This is a genomic window from Bacillus sp. USDA818B3_A (genome assembly GCF_009928415.1).
GTDB lineage: Bacteria > Bacillota > Bacilli > Bacillales > Cytobacillaceae > Neobacillus.
Genome location: NZ_JAABNN010000002.1, coordinates 1 through 17366, shown reverse-complemented (window position 1 = coordinate 17366; position 17366 = coordinate 1). Strand labels below are relative to the sequence as shown.

Below are 17366 nucleotides of genomic sequence, written 5' to 3'. Positions count from 1 at the left end.
AAAAATGACAAATAAGACGAATTTATTGATTAATACTATATTCCATTGTATTATGATATCAAGATAATATTATATAAATTATTCGCATGGGGCTGAATGGGGTACTGGTGTCCTCCACAGTCTTCAAAACTGCTTGAGACCTGCGTGCCAGGTCTGGTGGGTTCGATTCCCACGCAGTCCCGCCAAATTAAGATTTTAAAAGTAATGCCGAATAGGTGTTTGCACTTATATCCAAACGGATTTCGACCAGTCACATGGAAGACTGTGTTAGGCTGTAATGAAAAACCGTTTTGGACTGATACATAAAACCGTTCAACCTCTTACGTAATTTTATATTATGGAAGGGGTTTTTTATTTTGCGACAAGGACAATTAAGAAGGGTGAAACGTGAAGCGAGAGTAGTAAATGTTGGGGGATATGCTTATTCCATTTCAGAGATGTTTGAGCAATTCATGTTAATCAAAAAAGGAGAGGGATTAGCAAAAAGAACTATCAAGGAGTATTACAATAACTTTCTATACTTCATGGAGTACATTGGACGAGAATTATCAGCAAAGGAAATGACAACAGAGGTTTTTACTTGCTGGATAAGTTACATGTGTGAAGAATTGGATTACTCTCCTGCAACTGTGAACATACGGGTTAGAACAATGAGGGCATTTTTACGATACATCTATGAAGATAAGCAATGGATTCAAGAACCTATTCACAAACGCTTTAAGCCAATCAAAGCACCTATTGATAATGTTGAAGCTTTTACACCTGAGGAGTTTAAACGGTTAATTGGTGCAATAGATGAATCCACTTATACTGGGTTTAGAACTAAGGTAATTTTGTTTGTCCTATTAGATACACTGGTTCGGGTGTCTGAATTGGTTGATATAAAAAGAAAAAATATAGATTTTAAAAAATTAACCATTCAATTAGAGGCAGCGGATACGAAAGTAAGAATCGCCCGCACTGTTCCAATATCAGCAAAAACTGCAAAACTACTAAGTGAGTATATGGCTGAAACAGAGGATTTTAAGAATGAATATATGTTTTTAACTTACGAGGGTGAAAGGATGAGTGAGGCTACTGTAAGGGACAATATGAGGTTATATGGTCATGTTGCGGGTATTAATAATAAACGCTGTAGTCCTCACACATTGCGTCATACGGGAGCATTATTCTATATATTAAATGGCGGTGACCCATTCAGTTTACAACGTATACTTGGTCACTCGCACATGAACATGGTTCGTAGATATATCCAAATGACAAACATGGATGTTCAAAAACAGCATAACATTCATTCACCGCTAAATTATGTCTTTAGTAAAAAGTAAACATAGAAGAAAATGGGGGATGTATTAAAATAGTAGACGTCGATGGGGGATTTCTTACCATGATAAAAATAGACACAGACTCAAGTGTTTTCCTGAAAGAAATGACATTAAAGCAGGAATAAGACCTTTAAGAAAGTGGCATTCCTGTCCTTTCTAATGGTATCTATCGACTTTATATGGGTACTCAATCCAAAGTATAATGAACTAAAATGGTCTGAGTATTATATTTCTTACATCGTTAATGGATTTCAAGATATAGAAAGTAAAACCAATTTAGTAACTATGCCGAAGGAACAGCCAAACAAGACTGTTCCTTTTTAATTGGTGGATACAATTACCATTGTAACCTGACTCATATTTTGTTAAAATATAACTCTAAATCATTCAAATTACATAAAGCTATAAACAAATAAACTATATAGGAGCGATTTTTACATGAATCCTCGCAAGAGGACATACCATCATTACAGATAATAATTTTTGATTCCCTTATACTATATAGGGATAGGTATGTCTATTGCAGGGTGATTCGTGTAGAATCGCTCTTTTTGGCGTTCTCTAAAAAAATCAATAAAAAGGAGATTTTTATGGAGATTATGACATCATATCAATTGGCTAAGGTTAGGAGACCCTTGCTTGAAACAGAAGGTTATCACTGCAAAGCTTGTGGATGCAAAGTGCATGATGAGTACGGAGTAGGTCGTAATTTGCCAAATAAAGCACATGCAGACCATATTGTTGCACTTCCAGATGGTGGTAGTAATGATATATCTAATCTTCAGATACTATGTAGGGAATGTAATCTTCGCAAAGGAAAGATGCCAGATGAAAAATTCAAATCATTAATCAAGGCTGAGCAGGAATATGTAAAACAACATCAGCACGAAATAGAAAAAAGGCGTCAACAATATAAGGAGAAATGTAGTTGTTGCAACGAAGCAGTACCACGAGTGTTTACTAATAACTTATGTAGAATATGTTATCAGAGAGATTGTCAACGCAGAAGGTATCAAAGGCAAAAAAAGAAAAGATTATCACAACAATAGAATAAGTAATCATTAAAAAAAGTGAATTTAGAAGTGCCTAGTTTTTTCAATAAATTACTATTAAATTAGGATGAAAAAACTGTACCGAATTGAGGTACTAATATATAAATATTTTGAGGCTGATACGATACAAAATTTGTAATCAAAAAAATCAAAATGAATAAGACCAATTTAAGCATTATAGGATTCATTTTCTAACCAAAACATGAAGGGAGTGAAATAGATGGCTGCTAATAATAGCAAAACCTAGCCATCAGAAAAGGGAGTTAAATTGGAAAAATTATTAAAAAGCCAAGCAGTTCGAATAATAGATGCTACATGTGGAAAAGGAAAAACTTCTTGGGCAATTCAATATATGAACGAGGCTCATGAATCAGAAAGGTTTATGTTTATTACTCCATTTTTATCTGAAGTCAAAAGGATTAAGAACGCTGTTACAAACAGGAAGTTTTCAGAACCTGAGGTGGATAAAGACAACGTAACAAAACTAGACAGTTTAAAACGATTAGTAAGGCAAGGGAAAAACATCGTTAGTACTCACGAGTTATTTTCAAACATTGATGAAGCGACATTAACTTTTATCAAATCTCATAACTATACCCTTATTCTTGATGAGGTAGCAAATGTAATTGTACAAGCACAAATTTCACAGGATGACATTAAACTATTGCTTGGTCATGATGGTAATGAACCTTATGTTACAGTTGATGAAAATGGTTTTGTTTCTTGGAAAAAGGAAAAATACGATGGCACATTTAAGCGGATTGAAAGGGTAGCCAAGACCAATAATTTGATGATATTTAATAATACAGCCATGTTTTGGACATTTCCTGTATCAGTATTCAAAGCGTTCAAGGATGTTTTTATTCTTACTTATATGTTCTGGGGACAATCGCAGCGGTATTATTTCAAAATGTTTGAAGTGCCAATGTATTTCAATTCTGTGGAATTAAACAGTGAGACAGGTCGCTTTGAGCTAATTCCATATGTTAAACCAACACAAGAGAATGTCGCATTCCTTAAACAAAACATCAATATTTATTACCCTACTAGATACAATGAGAAGGATATGAACGCTGTAGGAGATAAAAAAGGTGCATTCAGTAAGGCATGGTTAACAGAAAACGTTAAGGATAAAGAGATGGTTAAATTAATTAAAAGTCATGCTTATAACTTCTACTGGAACAAATGCAAGGTAAAGTCTGAAAAAGTGATTTGGACATGCTTGAAGGATTTCGAAAAGAAATTGACTCCAAAGTCAGCAAAGAAACAGTTTGTTTCCATTACTAAGAGAGCAACAAATGATTATGTAGATAAAGAAGTTTGTATATACCTTGGAAATCGATTTATGAATCCAGTAGAAGTTAAGTTCTTCCAATATCATGAGGTCAATGTTGATGAAGATTTCTGGGCGTTATCAGAGTTGATTCAATGGCTTTTCCGAAGCAGAATAAGACGAGGAAAGCCAATCGAATTATACATTCCTTCCAGTAGAATGAGAGATTTATTGGAGAAGTATCTAAATGGAGAAGCTGTTGCTTGGTTTGAAAAAGATGAAGTATTTACCGTATAACGAATTGGATATTTGAAATTTTGCATAAGTGAATCCCCGAACCCTTGTGGTTGTTGGGGTTGGTGTTAATTTCCTTATAAAAGAATATATAAAAACGCATAAGTATTAATGCGAAGAAATCTTATACATGTGTCTAATCGAAGCGTAGCGAAGATTAGCACATGGTCGGGGAGGAACGAACGAGTGACGGGCTGACAAGCCTATCATTTCTCGAGGAAACATGGGCAGCCTGCCCGTCACTTCGCTATCGCTCCGTTTCTCCTCGGCGGTTGCTCGTTCTTCACTTGCGTTCAGAACGGCAACTATCATTATCAAACGGAATTTTATGAGCATCGAAATTGACATGGAAAAGGATAATGGTGGAGGAATTTGTCTTATGGGAAAATTAGAGATTAATAAAAATGTATTACGTAAATTTAATAAGATAGGACTTTCCCTCAAATTTGATGAGGATACGGAAAGTGCTTATTTATACACCCAATTCGGGGATATTCTAACGAAGGAAGAAACGATTGAAGTGGTTAGGGGATTAATGAATTTCGTCGAGATTGTAGACGATAACGAAATCATTGAATACAACCAACAACCTACAGAATATGTTGATTACCATCGTCAAGAATTTAACCACTACCGTTTTCTGAGTAGAAGAAAAAAAGGGTATGTATTCATTTACAAAGAGTTAGTGTCTAATAACTATCGTTTTGGTGAAACCAAGGAAATCAGTAGACGGAAGGAATCTTTGCAAAACTCTTCTCCTGCAGCGTTAGATTTTGTGATTGAAATTTATAGTGAAGATACGGTTTCCTTAAAAGAGTTTCTTCAAATTATGTTTACTCATCGAATGGTGACAAATAATTGGTTTGCGTTAACAGAAGAAGACATTTCTTACATCAGGAATAAAGAATTTCAAGGGGAATTTCAGGACATGATTCAACAACGTTATAATAAAAGGAAAAAAGAACAATTTATGTGTTCAAACCCTTCCTGTGGTAAACGTGTGACAGATGAAGACCAGCAATATTACTATGAATATTATGGCGACGAACGATATAAATTCTGCTCTAAGGAATGTGTGGAGGCTCACTTTAAGAAGTATACAGGAGCGAGACATCTTGATTAATTTATTAAAGACAATATATCTTCTTTGATTTCTCTTGATTGGTAATAGGTCTGAAATTATATGAAAATAAGTACAGAATGGGGATGACTTGGATTAAGTTATCCCTTTTTGTGGCTTGGGGCGGATGTCTAAAATAGGAAGAGTTCAAAACATAGCTGTACAAGATTAATAAAACTGTGATTTCATTCATTTATGTAGCATGGTTGTGGTATAATTTGGTATTATTGTTTTTTTTCATACTTTTCAATACTTATGTGAATGAAACTGTTTAGTAGAATTTATTTGATATGGGGGAATTACAAATGAAGGTAACACTTGAAAGTTTAGAAGATATTATAAGAAATGGGGAAAATGATAATATTGAGTTTAAAATTGGCCAACCACGTCCATCAATTATCGCAAAACTGATTGCGGCTTTTGCAAATACAAAAGGCGGTACAATTGTTTTTGGGATAAGTGAAGTAGAAGGGGTTGTTGGTTGTGATACAACATATGTAAGAAAAGCTATTTTAAAAGCTATGGAGATTTTGTCCGTCTCTCCTAACTTAGAGATTTATGAAATAAATTATAAGGGGAAATCGCTTCTTGCTGTTGAGGTAGAAAAAGTTAAAGATGAACCTATATCTGCTAATGGTGCTTATTACATAAGGCAGGGTGAAATGGTAAAAACAATGACTGCATCTGGTATTTTACAAGCGTACAAATTAGATGCAGATGAAATTAAAAAGGATAAGGAATCTGATAGACTACATAAATCGATAGATAGACTAGCGAATGATATTGCAAACCAATCAGAAAAAATTGAGACACAAACAAAGACAATTGAAACTCAGTCAGAAAAAATTGAGGCACAAACAAAGACAATTGAAACTCAGTCAGAAAAAATTGAGACACAAACAAAGACAATTGAAACTCAATCTAAAAAAATTGAAGAACTTGAGGAAAATCTGAAAGAAGCTAATTCAATAAAGAGTAAGCTTAAGGACTATGTAATTGGTGGGTTGATTGGTGCTATATTAAGTACAATTTTAGCGGTATTATTTCTTTAAATGCTACAAAGTTACATTAAATGATACAAGAACAAGTGAATTAGTCCTAGGAAGACATCCAAATTGGTTGAATGTCTTATTCGTTATAATACGTGTCAATAATGTGATTAAAGAAACCACTCTCATTCACACAAAAGCATTTAGTAAATTTCCGATACGACTCAAATATAGTTAGGTTAAAGATTAATAAATGAGCAAACGTGTTAGTAAAATGTTTACATTGTTCGAAACGGTTCATTGAGATTGATTATGCTTCCCAAATAAATACATCATCATCAATCCTTGTAACATTGTTTACTTGTTAAATGATTTATTTAACTAGTTTATCCGTAATTTTTAAAATAATTATAAAGTGTAAAAACTTGAAAGTTATTGCACTGTTTTAATGACCTTGCTATAATAGGCTTCAACAGGTGCATTAACTTAGTGCAATAAATGTATGACGAATAGTGAGGATGTAACATGAAATATGGATATGCAAGGGTATCAACAATAGCACAAGATTTGGATGTTCAATTTCAAGCATTACAAGCGGAAGGTTGCGAGGTTATATATAAAGAGAAGTTCACAGGTACTAAAACAGATAGACCAGAGTTCAACAAGGTGCTTGAGGCATTACAAGAAGGTGATACACTAGTCGTAACAAAGCTAGATAGATTTGCAAGGTCAGCTGTTGAAGGTATTCAAAGAGTTAAGGCTCTATTTTCAAGAGGAGTAAAGGTTCACATCCTCAATATGGGACTAGTAGAAAACACCCCAACAGGAAGACTGATTTTCAATATACTCAGTTCATTCGCAGAGTTTGAACGGGATATGATTGTAGAACGTACTCAAGAAGGTAAGGCATTGGCTAAGCAACGAGATGATTTCAGAGAAGGTAGACCAAGAAAACACTCCAAGCAACAAGTTCTACATGCTTTAGAATTGCTAAAGACTCATACATACAAAGAAGTTGAAGCAATGACTGGAATAAAGAAGCGAACACTAATTAACAGAAAGAATGAACTAGAAGCAAAGCAATTATAAGAGACTCCCGAACCAAGGAGTCTCTTTTCTTTTGCATAAGGATATGGGGGGGATATTTCCACATATTCACTGGGTCTTAAGTGGGAAACGGGATAGGCAGGCTTATCCACACGTCATGGTTTTTCCGAACTCATTCGATTAATGAAATATTGATTTATTTACAATAAAAACCAGAAATATATTGATGTATAATCTCTCAACTAGTACCATAAACATATGATGCAAGAATAAAGGTTTTTTCTATTAATTAAATAACATCGTTGCTTTTCTTTAACAAAATAATAGAAGAATTAATTCAATTTGAAATCCTATTGGAGTGAATGCCCTATGATACGATGTATAACTAATGAGCAAGTTGTACTATTTGCATCAGAATGCGAAGATGAATCTACAAGGAAATTATCGAGGATAGGGTCTCTATTATGTCCTAACTGTTTAAAAGGGGTAAGGTTTAATAATGGTCCAATAAAAGGAGCGTATTTTTCACACCTACCAGATGCTCAATGTGTTGTTACAAATTATGAAAAAGAGACTAAGCAGCATTTGCAAGGTAAAGACATGCTGTTTAAGTGGCTTACCACACGTTTTAAAGATGCAATAGTAGAATTAGAAGTGTATATTCCAGAAACACACCAAATTGCTGATATTTTAGTTACTCATACGAATGGAAAAGCAAAAGGTATGAGGTGGGCTTTTGAATTTCAACATAGCCCATTGTCTTCTAATGATTGGGAACAAAGACATAATCTTTATAGAGCGGCAAATATACATGATTTTTGGATTCTAGACGCTGATAAATTCTTATTATTTTCCAATTCAAAAGACCCATACATACAAAAAGCAAGACGTCGTAAAGACCCTGTGGAAACAATTTTTAGTACAACAGGATTTTGTTATTTTCTAAAACTCGATACTTCTGAAACTACTATAGATTTTTCATTTCGATACAAAGATATTAGAGGAGAAGATAAATATGGGAGGAAATTCCCTCCGCAAGAGTATAAGTTCCATGCTCCGCATGACCATTCTAGTAAATTAAGCGATATTGGATTTGTATATAATAATGAATTTAACTTTGCTGCATTAACTTTTAAAAATATTGCTGACGGAGTATCCACAAGGTTTAAAGCAAAAATAAGACAATTTGAGAAAGAAAAAGAACAAAAATGGAACGATGAACTTCAAGTTAGAGCAAGACGTAAAAAAGAATTTGCTGTTAAAAACTATGGAGAAGATTTTTCAAGTTATATGTGGTCCTTTATGAAGGCTAATAAGGAAGACATTAAAGATGATGTGTTTAACTTATCTGAAGAGGAGTTTTTCTCTAAATATAATAAATATGCAAAAAAACTCCAAAGTTTCGGTGAAGAAATTATACGCATGGAAGATAGTACCATCCTCAATCATAGTATCATTCTAAAATTGTATAATAAAGAAGAAGTACAGAAATTGAGTTTTCTGGAAGAACAACAGCAAACTCTAGAGATTTACTTGACTAATAAATATTCTCAACAAATAAAAATGATTAACTATGTACTTAGTAATTACGATTCACTACTTGAAGATTTAACTTCACGTAATCCTAAAATAATTAGTAAAAAACTATCAGAGGTTAATTATAGAATTAACCCATATAAGAAAGAGCCAACGAAATTTGACTACGCATTTGAGTATCATCAATTTGAATTAAAAGAGCAAGTTGATGAATTACTGAAGAAAGTTCAGGAGAGTTTAACTTTTCCTGCTATTGATATCTCGAAGTTGCTTTGAAAAGACAGTTAAGAGCATTAGCATTTATTATTAGCATATGATTCATGGTAAGCGGGAGAATTAGCTACAACACTATAAATATTGCAATTATTTCCCCATGTACTTACAATCTATGTTGCAGACTTCTCAAGATTAGCACGCTCAACAAAAGACTTGTTAGAACTAGTCGAACTATTAGAATCAAAAGGGGTTCAGCTAGTATCAATTAAAGAGCAGATTGATACCTCAACAGCAACAGGTAGACTAATGATAAAGATGATTAGTGCTATAAACGATTTTGAACGTGAAAATATGCTCGAAAGACAGCGTAAGGGCATAGCCATAGCTAAAGCAGAAGGAAAGTACAAAGGACGAAAAGAGGTAGCAATCCAAGGATTCGAAAAGCATTATCAACGATATATGAATCGTGAAGTATCAAAGTCTCAGCTTGCAAAGGAACTACAGGTATCTAGACCTACACTAGATAAGTTAATCAAAGAGCATCAACAAGTTATTTAATAAGGAGGCTCCTAAAGGGGTCTCTTTTTAAATATTGTAGAGGTGGGGGTGTATTTCCGCATTTGAACTAGAGGCGGAAGTGGAATAAAGCCATAGTCGGTTCACTCAAACACCAAGGATTAAGATAATTCTTTTAAAATTAATTAATATCCCTACCAAATGCCAAATTTTAGTATAATTGAACTAAGAGGAATTCACTAATTTATAATGTATTAGCCAGTCTATCAAGGAGGAAGTTTATGCTAACTATTGTTGAGAAAGATAATAAAATAATTGGTAATATTATGGATAGAGTTTCAGATTATAGAAATATACATTTAGCCTATTTAAGAGCAAGAAATAATTTTATGAATAAAGAACTCCATAATTTGCATGAGGTGGAACTTTTTGAAAAATCTGTCCCATATGTCTATGATGAAATAAAATCAATTTTAATAGGCAAAAAAGATTATATCCTTAAGCCTCTAGAATTATTAAATAAGCCAAAGAAAAAGATTGATAATCAATGGGTGATTCGGCCAATAGTAAAATCTAGTTTTTTTGATTCCGTGATTATTCAGTCGGTTATTAACGTATTGGCTGAAGAAATTCGATATATGCTGCCTATATCGAATTTTGGTTATAAATTAAACAGTTCTACCTCCGAAAATATGTATCAATATTGGAAATATGGTTACTCGAAGTTTGTTAATGAGGAAATTACTTGTTCTGAAAATGAAAAATACAGGTTTGTAGTTGAGGCAGATATTGAAAATTTCTATCCTAATATTAATAAACAACTTTTAATAGAAGAGATTGTTAGTGTTTTGTCATTAGATGAAACTGATAATGACTTTGTACATTGGTTAAATAAAATCCTAAACCTAAATTGCATAACGGAAGTGGGAGAGAAACAAGAATTAAGTGGACTCCCACAGGGTACACTTTATTCCCCAATTCTTGCTTTATTTTACATCAGAAAGTATTTAGACAGTATTAGAAATAAGTATTCCAATGTTGCTGCATTTAGTTACGTTGATGATATTAGAGTATATTGTGAAACTAAGGAAGAAGCACAAGAGGTTATTGAAGAGTTATCAGTATTTATGGGAAATAGAAACCTTAAATTAAATGAAGATAAGTCAGGTATATATGAAGTAGATGAGAGTAAAAAAAATGAGACAAAAATAATGGGGAGAGCATCTAATTTAGATAGAGCAATTAGAGATGATGTAATACTTTCTTCACAAGATAAAGAACAGATGAGAGAACGTTTAAGTCTACTATTAAAAGAATTAAATGAAATCTATAGGTTTGAAGAAAAGAAGAATAAATTAGAGGAGAGAATTGGAAAATTTGTTGATTATAGGATTATTAAGTTAATTGAAGACGATGTAGAAGAATGGGATGTTAATTTAATACGATTTATGAATTTAGAAAATCTAAGTTCGAATTTTATTGCTATGTGGCATGCTTTGTTCTTAAGTGCGTCCAATCTAAATCAAAAACTCTCATTTATTGATAAATTGAATAGTTTACTAACTAATGAAGATTTACTAGAGATAAATTACGTTAAATATATTATTTTCTCATATATGTATAGATGGTCTCCAGTTGAATTGAAGTACTCTAAAGAAAAAATTAAAGAACAATTAGATTTTCATATTCCATGTAGTTCACCAATTATGATAAAGGCAATTTTAACTAATTTGCATCCAGACTGGATAAAATACTTAAAGCCTTACAAGGAGTATCTGGAGGGTTTTTCAGATATTGAACTACAAAATTTAATATTTAGTTTAAATATCAATTCAGAAATAAATAGTATATACAGTATTTACAATCGTGAAAAAAGGATATATTTACAAAATAATATGTTATATCATTCTAGTACTTCTTATGACCTTCAGGATAATTACTTAGAAACTGAAGATTTCAAAAAGATAAAATACAAAAAATTTAATCAGGATAACAGTGGACAATGGACTTGTGAATTTCAGAATTGTGGCATATCTCTTAGAGAAATGTCTTTAAATGATTCCTTTGTAAAATTAGTATTGACTAACTTGGCTTCATGGTTAGATTATCAATTTAAATTTACAAATCAACGAATCCCATGCAGTGTTATTAACCCAGATTATATTTATTTTAACAACGAATCCCAAACTTTTTACTTTTTTGGAAATCCCCTATATAAAAATGATATTTATTATTATGAACCTTCACATAAGATTTGGAGAGAATCTTTTATAAAATTATTTGAGGTTTTATTTGAAATAGATTTGCAAAATGGGATTAATATATTCAATGAATCAAAAATAATAAATATATGGCAATATAGGGTATTAAGAAAGTTATTCCACAACAGATTTAATATTGAAGAATTTGTTAGTTTTTTATTAGATGCAATTAAATATGAAGGATATAGAATAGAATTAAGTTTCGAACAATTTAAATTGGAAAAAACTCTAAAACATTACATTAAAGATTTCCATTCGCTGGATAATTTATTTTTAATAAGTGTTTTTGTAGAGAATAGCTGGAAAAATGGTGCAAAAGAATGTAATTTTTATACTCTGCATAATCATGAACATGCTAGGTATTTGATTTATAATATTCACGAAATATTTAAGAGGTCTGATTTCTCAATATATATAAATTCAAAAGAGGCGTTTAGATTATTTGCGGCATGTTACCTACATGATTTAGGAATGCTAAGTTCACCAGACGATAAGAGGCTAGCAGACCACACACAAGTAGATGTAAATAAATTAATATCTAATGTTGGGAAAATAATTGATAATCCATTTTCAACAGAAAAAGGTAAAGAAGGGAAGTATCTTAAATTACCTTATATTTATGACATTCATACCGAGGTTGAAAAAATAAGGGAAGGGATTATTAGAAGTGAACACCCTTATGTGTCAGAGAGAGAATTGGTTTCAGACTATCCTTCATTACCATTAACAGTTGCTGAAAGAAGAGATATTGGAATAATGAGTGCTGCCCACGGTGAGTTAAAATCCAATGTTAACAAAATTAATGAGGTTTTACATGACGGTAATCATCCTATTAGATTAAAGTTATTATCTCTTTTATTAAGGTTGGCAGATTTATCTGATGTATCTAGAGAAAGAGTGAGACAAGAAATACTCGAAAGAAATTTTAAGAGAATGGATGATATATCTATATTCCATTGGGTTAAGCACTTAAGCGTAAATAGTTTAGAAATTAAAACTATTCGTAATGAAGATATCAATGAACCAGTTATTGTTCAATTATCCATCATACACAATTACTTACCAACAGGAAAAATTGAGAGTGAAAGATTGAAAAATCGGTGTGGGCGTAAATGTAAATTAAAATTAGAAGATGATGGACTTACTGGAGAGTCTCTAAAGGGATTCTTCGAAGAAGGTAAGGAGCATATCTCTGAAGCGAATTGTGATTTCAAGTATTTTGATGAAAATAATTGTAATCTTACTTGTGCTTTTGTTAATGAATCTTATAATTGGTTTTTTGCGGAAATAGTATATTTAAATATGTATTTAAAACAAAAGAATATAAATGTGCAATTTGATTTGAATGTTGTTTTGGATGAAAATTCAAATAAAGATTTTTATTTTGTTTATAATAGAAATGATAAGCATTCAGCACAGGAATTTATGCACAGATTTTTCTAAATGTATCTGACTTTCTAATTGATGTATTTTTCTATTTAGGATATATAGTATACTGGGAGTTTCGATTACCACGTAGTTTGCTAACTTTTATACTATTACATACCGCATAGTAGTGATTTATTCACTTGTGCGGTCTTTTTCGTATATTTCAATAGGGGATGGGGCAGGTAACTGAACCGATTAACTATGGTTCTTATGTAGAATCGAAGGCAGCAAAAGTTCTAGTAATATTACCTCAGAATTAATCCAACCTCCTTTAGTAGAAGTAGGATTTTTTGGTAAAAATTTTGATGTGGTTGAGATTAAATAAAAGCAGGGTTTAATCAATAAGTGGATGAATAATTGACACTAATATAAACTTATAACTATAATAAATCTGTAATGGTTGAACGAAAACTGTATCAGAAGTTATAAGAAATCTGTTTTGGCGTCATAGAAAATGTTGATTTAACGGTATTTTGAAACTGCGAATGGGGTACTGGTGTCCTCCACAGTCTTCAAAACTGCTTGAGACCTGCGTGCCAGGTCTGGTGGGTTCGATTCCCACGCAGTCCCGCCAACCTTAATATATAAGGAATTTGAGAAGTTAAATTGAGGTTAAGGTTGTTGGCCAACAACTGAAAATATCATCTTTGGTCACATTTTGGTAACATGGGTTTTTTCTTCATTTACATAGGTTATTTAATGAGCTGCTCAAATTGATGGGCAGCTTCTTTTTGCATATTTGGTAACACATGAGTATATGTATCCATCGTAATCCCGATACGAGGGAATGCGAGTTTAAGCGGGGGTGAAGTGTAGGAATAATATTTTAACTGCACAGCTGTTTAAAGATAACTAGCTTTAGTTAATGAATCTAGTTTTCTGAGACCAAAACGCACATTCACAATTGTGCCCTATCCCACTCAACCACTATTTTTCACATTAATAAGCACTTTCAAAAATGGGACACAGTAAACACCCTTTCTTTGGTTGGTGTCGTTACCTTTATTTCACCAGGGAAAGGGTGTTTTTTGTTTTTAGATCTAAATAGAAATTCAATTGTAACAAGGTTTCAAGTGAAAATTTTCACTCAGAAACTTCGAGTTCTTAAATGAATTACGCATGATAAATCTGTTATCCATGTATCAGGTTGAACATAAAGTTTTCACTGAGATAATCATAGAGGACCTGCCTGTATATTATGAGATTAACCCCTCACTAAAGGGGGAAGTATTGTCCAGTAGGTGGCAGAACAGGGGCGTCATTCTTGCTGCTGGCAGGCGGTTCACTTGTTCCAACCACTGCAGGACGACGCTGAAAAGGCCGTCAATGACGAATTTAAAGGTACATAGATAGGCATAGCGTTGCAGCCCACGGCTAGAACGAGCCAGGCTGTCCATTTCCATGGCGCGTTCGGTAACCTTGGTCATGAAGGTGGGGCTGCGGTGGCATAGGGTGATATAGAGCTCACGATTTTGTTCCAAAAACAGAAGCAGCTTTTCAATGTTACGCGGCAAGTCGTCACGAGAGGTGCCGCCTTTGGCATAAAAGATGCCCTCGTTTATGTCGTGAAGCAGTTGGTTTTCAATTTCAGCCAGCAGCTCGCTTGTGTTTTGATAATGGGCGTAAAAAGTGCTGCGGTTTACTTCCGCTTGCTGACATAGCTTCTTGACACTAATGGTGGTCAAATCCTGGTCATTTAGCAGTGTAATCAGGGCCTGCTGCAAGCAAATTTTGCTGTACATGACTCGCCGATTCTTTTTCGACATCACTTTTAACCTCCTTCAATAGATTTTTTGTACTAGTATTCCGACAATTTCAGTCTATTTGTTGGTCCTAAAACACAATTGAGAAAAGTGCTGTGGTGTTTGTAATAACGTCCATATATATTGATTATAGTGAACAGCGAACACACCGTCAAACACTCTTAATAAAACAATGGGGTCAAATCATAGGAATTCTTAAGACAGAGAAGAATTGGTTGAAGGATAGCTTCATGGTTTTCTCCACTGATGCCATATGGTCACATGGGAAGTAAGATTTAACTTTGTAAGTGCTAAACTTGAATAAAATCTTTTATATACATATCAAAATTTGAAAAAGGTAGTAGTCTAGCAGATGGTTAACTAGTAATAACAAGTATGTAATGGGTTATTTTTTGAGATGATTTAGGTTGCTACGTCAACGTCACCACAGCTTCCTGTCCTTTATCATCAACGACAACCTTCCTGCAAGGTTCGAACACCATGGTGCCTTTTGGGGGAAATCTTGATTTTGGACTTAGAGGTCCACTTCGATGGATAGCGGCAAATCCTGAGAATGCAAAAAAGGAATAGAATTTTAGAAGTGACTGTTGTCGATTCCAAGCAAACATTTAACTAACTGAAAGGGGGTGATTACATGACATAATGGTGGAAGATGCCGAAATTATGTCATAGAAAATACCAAATAGTTTACAAGGTGCCCTACGATTATGGTTTACCTGCATTTTTCTTGGAACAGTCAGTTATATGCGATTGGGGAAGCAGATTATTTAAATTATCGAAAGGGGAAATTTTTAAATGGGAAAGCGATTTAAATTAGAGGATTATCAAGGTAAAGATTTATTGAAAGAGGTAGGCTTTGATCGTGTGCCCACCCAAATTATAGAGAAGAGTGTGCCGGAGTTACTCAACCTGAAGGGCAAGAAGGCTGTGATTACTGGTGCTGGAGGGCCGGGTTTGGGACAAGCGTGTGCCAACCGGTTGGCAGGAAGCGGAGCAGATGTCGCGGTGGTAGATATTAATTTTGAAGGGGCTAAAATGGTTGCTGAACGAATAACAGAGCGTTGGGGGACAAGGGCTATCCCGGTGAAGGGTGACATCACCGACTGGGAAGATGTGCAAAGGATGATGCGTGAGAGTCATGAAAAGCTTGGTGGCATAGATATCTTGGTGAACAATGCCGTTGCAGGTATGCACTTTGGGGATTTTGTGACGGCTGCTAAGGGGGATATAGACAAGACAGTTCAGGGGACGTTGACACAACTAATATATTTGTGTCGTACGGTTCTTGACTATATGATTCCACAGGGGAGCGGTCGTATTATCAATGTCGGCGCTGAAGGAGGTCGTACGGAAATCCCAGACTTGTGCATTTACGACGCTTGCAAGGCTGGTGTGCACGGTTTTACACGTAATCTCTCTGCGGAGGTGGCTCGCCACGGCATTTACGTTCTCGGTGTTGCTCCTGGCGTAATGATGCACGAAGGATTACAATATCTAATGAAAAATCCAACTAAGGAAAATTGGCCAGCTATAGAGCCTATGCTCGCTGCCTATGATAAAGTGGAACTTGAACGGGTTGAACTTCCTGAGGAAGTTGCGAATATGGTAGCCTTCCTTGCCTCGGATGCCGCTAGTTCCATGTGCGGTGTGACAGTTAATATGGGCGGTGGCATATCGAAGGGGGGCTGATAATGTAGTTTCATTAAAGCATACTTAGAAACAAAATTCGAATATACATTTTAATTATTTTTTGAAATGTGATTTCGTACATTAAAAGTTGAGATCGTTCATCACTCCCTTCTTTTGCATCGTCCATGCTCCTCCTTAAATTGGAAGGGGGAGTATACAGTAAATTATAAGTAGACAGGATTTGAAAGGTACTTTTTGGGTCCTGCATTACTTCATATAGAAAATGCTCTTGCAGACTTTCAACGAATGCTTCTTTACAGTGGGCTGCCTCTGGAATGGCAGGCAGAAATTGCCTGATTTCTACATCAATACTTTACATTTTTTCGGAAGTCGCTTGTATAAATTTGGTTAATCAACATGCCTGGATAATTAATCTGATTATTTAAATCATAGGAATCTAAAATGTGAAATTTCTAGCTATCAATAGAATATATAAAAAAGAGAAAGTGGTGATTATATTGGCAAAGATACTGGTACAATATGAAATGCCGAAAAATCAAGTGGGTTTTGAAAGACACTACTTTGATGTTCATATCCCTCTTGCTAAGAAACTTCCAAATTTAAAAAGTGTTTCAGTTTCAAGGGTTCTTCAATCACAAAATACTGAAGCAAACTTGTTCCTAATTGGGGAACTAGAATTTGAAGATATAAATCTCTTAAATGAGGCATTAGTATCCGAAGCAGGGCAGGAAGTTCAAAAAGACGGCTTTAATCTCCTTGAGTTTTTACATAGACCACCAGCATTTATCATACTTGAATAAAATAAAAAGGAATAAGGCACTAGCAATAGTGTCTTTTTTATTGCGTGCCCAGCAAGCCGTTAATTGCTAGTTGGTGAAAGTCCAATCCGAGTAAGT

At 34.0% G+C, this 17366-nt stretch carries 12 protein-coding genes and 2 tRNA genes; 13 read left to right on the top strand and 1 reads right to left on the bottom strand.

Going from position 1 to position 17366, the window contains the following annotated elements; translation table 11 throughout:
- Positions 1-88: 88 nt before the first annotated feature.
- The 11 genes from GXK58_RS03240 (at position 89) to GXK58_RS03190 (ending at position 13631) form a co-directional block, all read left to right on the top strand.
- Positions 89-185: transfer RNA gene (locus GXK58_RS03240), tRNA-Sec, on the top strand.
- A 171-nt stretch (positions 186-356) separates the two neighbouring features.
- Positions 357-1328, top strand: a complete 972-nt coding sequence (locus GXK58_RS03235; RefSeq protein WP_237389557.1) for a tyrosine-type recombinase/integrase — start codon at positions 357-359, stop codon at positions 1326-1328.
- 587 nt (positions 1329-1915) lie between these two features.
- Positions 1916-2374: an HNH endonuclease gene (locus GXK58_RS03230; protein WP_160719828.1), complete on the top strand. Its 459-nt coding sequence runs from the start codon at positions 1916-1918 to the stop codon at positions 2372-2374.
- Positions 2375-2645: 271 nt separating this feature from the next.
- Positions 2646-3947 (top strand): DEAD/DEAH box helicase family protein, encoded by a 1302-nt coding sequence (locus GXK58_RS03225; protein ID WP_160719826.1) that lies wholly within the window; start codon positions 2646-2648, stop codon positions 3945-3947.
- Between the two features lie 376 nt (positions 3948-4323).
- Complete coding sequence (locus GXK58_RS03220) at positions 4324-5067, top strand: GIY-YIG nuclease family protein (protein WP_160719824.1); 744 nt, start codon at positions 4324-4326, stop codon at positions 5065-5067.
- 302 nt (positions 5068-5369) lie between these two features.
- On the top strand, positions 5370-6116 hold the full coding sequence (locus GXK58_RS03215; RefSeq protein WP_160719822.1) for an ATP-binding protein: 747 nt from the start codon (positions 5370-5372) through the stop codon (positions 6114-6116).
- A 462-nt stretch (positions 6117-6578) separates the two neighbouring features.
- Complete coding sequence (locus tag GXK58_RS03210; RefSeq protein WP_160719820.1) at positions 6579-7142, top strand: recombinase family protein; 564 nt, start codon at positions 6579-6581, stop codon at positions 7140-7142.
- Positions 7143-7469: 327 nt separating this feature from the next.
- Positions 7470-8912 carry a competence protein CoiA gene (locus GXK58_RS03205; RefSeq protein ID WP_160719818.1) on the top strand — a complete coding sequence of 481 codons (1443 nt, stop codon included), beginning with the start codon at positions 7470-7472 and terminating at the stop codon, positions 8910-8912.
- Positions 8913-8993: 81 nt separating this feature from the next.
- Positions 8994-9410, top strand: a complete 417-nt coding sequence (locus GXK58_RS03200; protein WP_237389556.1) for a recombinase family protein — start codon at positions 8994-8996, stop codon at positions 9408-9410.
- Between the two features lie 239 nt (positions 9411-9649).
- Positions 9650-13072 carry an RNA-directed DNA polymerase gene (locus tag GXK58_RS03195; RefSeq protein ID WP_160719816.1) on the top strand — a complete coding sequence of 1141 codons (3423 nt, stop codon included), beginning with the start codon at positions 9650-9652 and terminating at the stop codon, positions 13070-13072.
- Positions 13073-13538: 466 nt separating this feature from the next.
- Positions 13539-13631: transfer RNA gene (locus GXK58_RS03190), tRNA-Sec, on the top strand.
- Positions 13632-14253: 622 nt separating this feature from the next.
- Here GXK58_RS03190 and GXK58_RS03185 read toward each other — a convergent pair.
- A complete protein-coding gene (locus tag GXK58_RS03185; RefSeq protein WP_160719814.1) occupies positions 14254-14823 on the bottom strand; it encodes a TetR/AcrR family transcriptional regulator in 570 nt (189 codons plus the stop codon).
- Between the two features lie 792 nt (positions 14824-15615).
- Here GXK58_RS03185 and GXK58_RS03180 point away from each other — a divergent pair.
- Together GXK58_RS03180 and GXK58_RS03175 are read left to right on the top strand one after the other, a co-directional pair.
- Positions 15616-16509 carry an SDR family NAD(P)-dependent oxidoreductase gene (locus GXK58_RS03180; protein WP_160719812.1) on the top strand — a complete coding sequence of 298 codons (894 nt, stop codon included), beginning with the start codon at positions 15616-15618 and terminating at the stop codon, positions 16507-16509.
- A 404-nt stretch (positions 16510-16913) separates the two neighbouring features.
- Positions 16914-17270 (top strand): EthD family reductase, encoded by a 357-nt coding sequence (locus tag GXK58_RS03175; RefSeq protein ID WP_160719810.1) that lies wholly within the window; start codon positions 16914-16916, stop codon positions 17268-17270.
- Positions 17271-17366: the final 96 nt, after the last annotated feature.